Origin of the sequence: Brevundimonas sp. (assembly GCF_036732845.1) — a bacterium.
Taxonomy (GTDB): Bacteria; Pseudomonadota; Alphaproteobacteria; order Caulobacterales; family Caulobacteraceae; genus Brevundimonas.
On the sequence record NZ_DAINBO010000080.1, the window covers coordinates 1 to 3,793 of the forward strand.

General features: G+C 66.5%; 5 protein-coding genes. 1 reads left to right on the top strand and 4 read right to left on the bottom strand.

All coding sequences use genetic code 11. The annotated features are described in order from the left end of the window. From glyA to hemA, 4 genes are all read right to left on the bottom strand, one after another. Positions 1 to 1,096, bottom strand: a 1,096-nt coding sequence (glyA, locus tag V7D63_RS13260; RefSeq protein WP_442882147.1) for a serine hydroxymethyltransferase, incomplete at its 3' end; no start/stop codon positions are given. A 96-nt stretch (positions 1,097 to 1,192) separates the two neighbouring features. Beyond that, the gene (locus V7D63_RS13265; protein ID WP_333592749.1) at positions 1,193 to 1,603 is read right to left on the bottom strand and encodes a DUF6326 family protein; all 411 of its coding nucleotides are present in this window, start codon (positions 1,601 to 1,603) and stop codon (positions 1,193 to 1,195) included. Between the two features lie 91 nt (positions 1,604 to 1,694). Then, positions 1,695 to 1,889 carry a DUF6898 family protein gene (locus tag V7D63_RS13470; protein WP_442882148.1) on the bottom strand — a complete coding sequence of 65 codons (195 nt, stop codon included), beginning with the start codon at positions 1,887 to 1,889 and terminating at the stop codon, positions 1,695 to 1,697. Continuing rightward, entirely contained in the window at positions 1,876 to 3,102 is a 1,227-nt protein-coding gene (gene hemA, locus V7D63_RS13275) for a 5-aminolevulinate synthase (protein ID WP_333592751.1), read from the bottom strand. Before hemA ends, V7D63_RS13470 begins: the two co-directional genes overlap by 14 nt. A 242-nt stretch (positions 3,103 to 3,344) precedes the next feature. Between hemA and V7D63_RS13280 the strand changes: the two genes are divergently transcribed. Beyond that, positions 3,345 to 3,793 (top strand): agmatine deiminase family protein (locus V7D63_RS13280; protein WP_333592752.1); only part of this gene is annotated, 449 nt, incomplete at its 3' end.

Sequence of the window (3,793 nt, forward strand, 5' to 3'; positions counted from 1 at the left end):
CCGAGGTCACGGTGAAGGGCGCGGTGTCGAACGGCACGCCGTTCTTGTTGCAGGTCATCAGGGCGTGCTCCAGCTCCGCCTCGGTCGCCTTGCCGGTCACGCCCTTGGGCCTGAGGTCAACCAGCATCAGGTGGCTGTCGGTGCCGCCCGAAACGATGGCCGCACCGCGCTCGATCAGCACGGCCGACAGGGCGCGGGCGTTGTCCACCACCTGGCGGGCATAGGCCTTGAACTCAGGCTTCAGCGCCTCGCCGAAGGCCACGGCCTTGGCGGCGATGACGTGCTCCAGCGGCCCGCCTTGCAGGCCGGGGAAGACGGCCGAGTTGATCTTCTTGGAGATGTCGCCGTCGTTGGTCAGCACCATGCCGCCGCGCGGGCCGCGCAGGGTCTTGTGGGTGGTGGTGGTCACGACATGGGCGTGCGGCACCGGATCGGGATAGACGCCGCCCGCGATCAGGCCCGCATAGTGGGCCATGTCGACCATCAGATAGGCGCCCACGCCGTCGGCGATCTCGCGGAAGCGTTTGAAGTCGATGTGGCGCGAATAGGCGCTGGCCCCGGCCAGGATCAGCTTGGGCTTTTCGCGCTCGGCCATTTCGGCGACGTGGTCATAGTCGATCAGATGATCGTCCTCGCGCACCTTATAGGTCACCGGGCGGAACCATTTGCCCGACTGGTTGGCGGGCGAGCCGTGGGTCAGGTGGCCGCCGCAGGCCAGGTCCATGCCCAGGAAGGTGTCGCCCGGCTGAAGCAGGCTCATGAACACCGCCTGGTTGGCCTGAGCGCCCGAGTGCGGCTGGACGTTGGCGAAGGCCGCGCCGAACAGTTTCTTGGCCCGCTCACGCGCCAGATCCTCGGTCACATCGACGTATTCGCAGCCGCCGTAATAGCGACGGCCGGGATAGCCCTCGGCGTATTTGTTGGTCAGGACGCTGCCTTGCGCCTCCAGCACCGCCTTGGAGACGATGTTCTCGGAAGCGATCAGCTCGATCTGCTCCTTCTGGCGGCCCAGTTCGCCCTGGATGCCGCCGAAGATCTCGGGATCGGCCTCGGCCAGGGATTTGGAGAAATAGTCGGCGTGGGTGAAGGCGGTCACGGACGAATCCCGAACTAGAGAGGGCGGCGAAAGCGCCGATCTATCTACGCTCGGTCGATGGGGACCACAACATCTTGTGGTCCTGGCCCAGGCGGCTCAATCGTCGCGGGGCCAACGGATCGCATAGAGGACGACCAGCAGGGTCGTCACGATCTCGACCGCCACCACGACCTGATAGAACAGCGGCGAGCCGATGAAGGTCAGCCCCTCGATCGCCGTATAGGCCAGGCCCAGGACGATGTTCAGCCATCGGCTGATCAGACGCGGCAGCGCCGCCGACAGGAAGATCATCACCGCCGGCACGGCCAGCATGATCGACACGATCAACAGCGCGGTCGGCGTCGCAGGCCCAAAGGCCAACTGTCCCGTCGCCATTCTTTCAAGCGTCTTGGGCAGATAGAGGCTGAAATAGTCGTTGTAGATATACAGCCCCATCAAGGTCGCCCACAGGAGCGACAGGGTCAGGCCCGTGGGAAGCCGACGCGCCGAAGAGATCGACAGGGACATGTGAGACGCTCCAAACCCGTTTGGTCAGGTCGGCAACGTTAGACCCCGCGACGGTCCCGGCAAGACGGGGAATTGTGAAACCTTGGACAGGTCAGGCGGCCGGTCCCGCCAGCGCCCGTTTCAACTTGGCGACGGCGACGCGCTTCAGCGCCTCGGGCTGGTCCGCCGGGCCGATGGCCGAGACCTCGCGGCCGGTGGCGGCGTGAATGGCCGAGCATTTCAGATACGACCCGTTGCGGGTCAGTTCGAGGATGACCTCGCCGAGGTCCGGTTCAGGCGGCGGCAGGGCGGCGCGCCACGTTGCAGTGGGTCCACAGCTTGTCCATCGCCGCCACCAGGTCGGCCATCATGGCGTCGGTGTGGTTCGGCGAGGGGGTGAAGCGCAGCCGCTCGGTGCCCTTGGGCACGGTCGGATAGTTGATCGGCTGGACATAGACGCCGTGCTCTTCCAGCAGCATGTCCGAAATCTTCTTGCAGTGGACCGGATTGCCGACGCGCACGGGCACGATGTGGCTCTCGCTGTCCATCACCGGAATGCCGGCCTCGGCGAACAGCCGCTTCAGGGTCGCGGCCCGTTCCTGATGCGCCGCGCGCAGTTCGGGATGGGTCTTCAGGTGCCGCACCGAGGCCAAGGCCCCGGCGGTCAGGGCCGGAGGCAGGCTGGTGGTGAAGATGAAGCCCGAGGCCCAGGACCGCACCGCGTCCACGATCACCGCGTCGGCGGCGATATAGCCGCCCATGACGCCGACGGCCTTGCCCAGGGTGCATTCGATGATGTCGATCTGGTCCAGCACGCCGTCGCGCTCGGCCACGCCCGCGCCGGTTTCACCGTACAGGCCCACGGCGTGAACCTCGTCCAGATAGGTCATGGCGCCGTACTTGTGGGCCAGGGCGATGGTGCCCTTCAGGTCGGCGATGTCGCCGTCCATCGAATAGACGCTCTCGAAGGCGATCAGCTTGGGCGCGTCGGCCGGAGCGGCGGCCAGCAGGGTTTCCAGATGCGCCAGGTCGTTGTGCGCGAAGACGTGCCGTTCGCAGCCGCCGTTCCTGATGCCCGCGATCATCGAGGCGTGGTTCAGGCTGTCGGAGAAGATGATCAGACCCGGCAGGATGCGTTGCAGCGTCGTCAGCGTCGCCTCATTGGCCACATAGCCCGAGGTGAACAGCAGGCTGGCTTGCTTGCCGTGCCAGGACGCCAGTTCGGCCTCCAGATCGACGGCCGAGCGCGTGGTGCCCGAGATGTTGCGCGTGCCGCCGGCCCCGGCGCCCGCCGCGTCGACCTCGGCCTTCATGGCGTCGAGCACCACCGGATGCTGGCCCATGCCCAGATAGTCGTTGGAGCACCAGACGATCACGTCCTGCTCGGTTCCGTTCGGACGGCGACGCACGGCGCGCGGGAAATTTCCAGCCACGCGTTTCAGGTCGGCGAAGACGCGATAGCGCCCCTCGCCCTTCACCTGTTCGACGGCGGTCTGGAATGCGGCGGCGTAGTCGAACAAAACCTGAGGGTCCTGCGGCGGAATGACTTTCCCGCGTGATGCTCCCACGCGGCCGATTTGTCCACGAAAACGGCCGGACAAAACGCCGCAAACCCCTAATTGATAATGGTTCTCAGCCACACTGGTCGAAGTTCGCCGCCTGACCTACAGTCGCGATCATGGACAGACGACGCCTTCTTCAGACCGGTATAAGCCTCGCGGGCGTCGGCGCGTCCGGCTGCGCGCGATCGGAACCGGCGCCCATGAAACTGGAAATGCCCCTGGAAAGCGCGCCGCATCAGCGAACCCTGATGCAGTGGCCCGTCAGCGTCGATGTTTACGGCGCCCGCGACCTGGCGGCGGTTCAAGCCTCCATCGTCGACATCGCCAATGCGATCGGCGAGCATGAGCCGGTGGCCCTGCTGGCGGCGCCCAGCGCGCGCGGCCTGGATCGCCGCCGGTTCAGCGGCGCGGTCGAGGTCTGGGACATCCCCACCGACGACCTGTGGTGTCGCGACAGCGGCCCGACCTTCGTCAAGGGCGCGGACGGCGCCTTGGCCGTGTCCCTGATCCAGTTCAACGGCTGGGGCGGCAAGCAGGCCCACGACAACGACGCCCGCATCGCCCGGCGCGTGGCCGACCGTCTGGACCTGCCGGTCATCGACAGCGGCGTGATCGGCGAACAGGGCGGCGTCGAGCACGACGGCGCCGG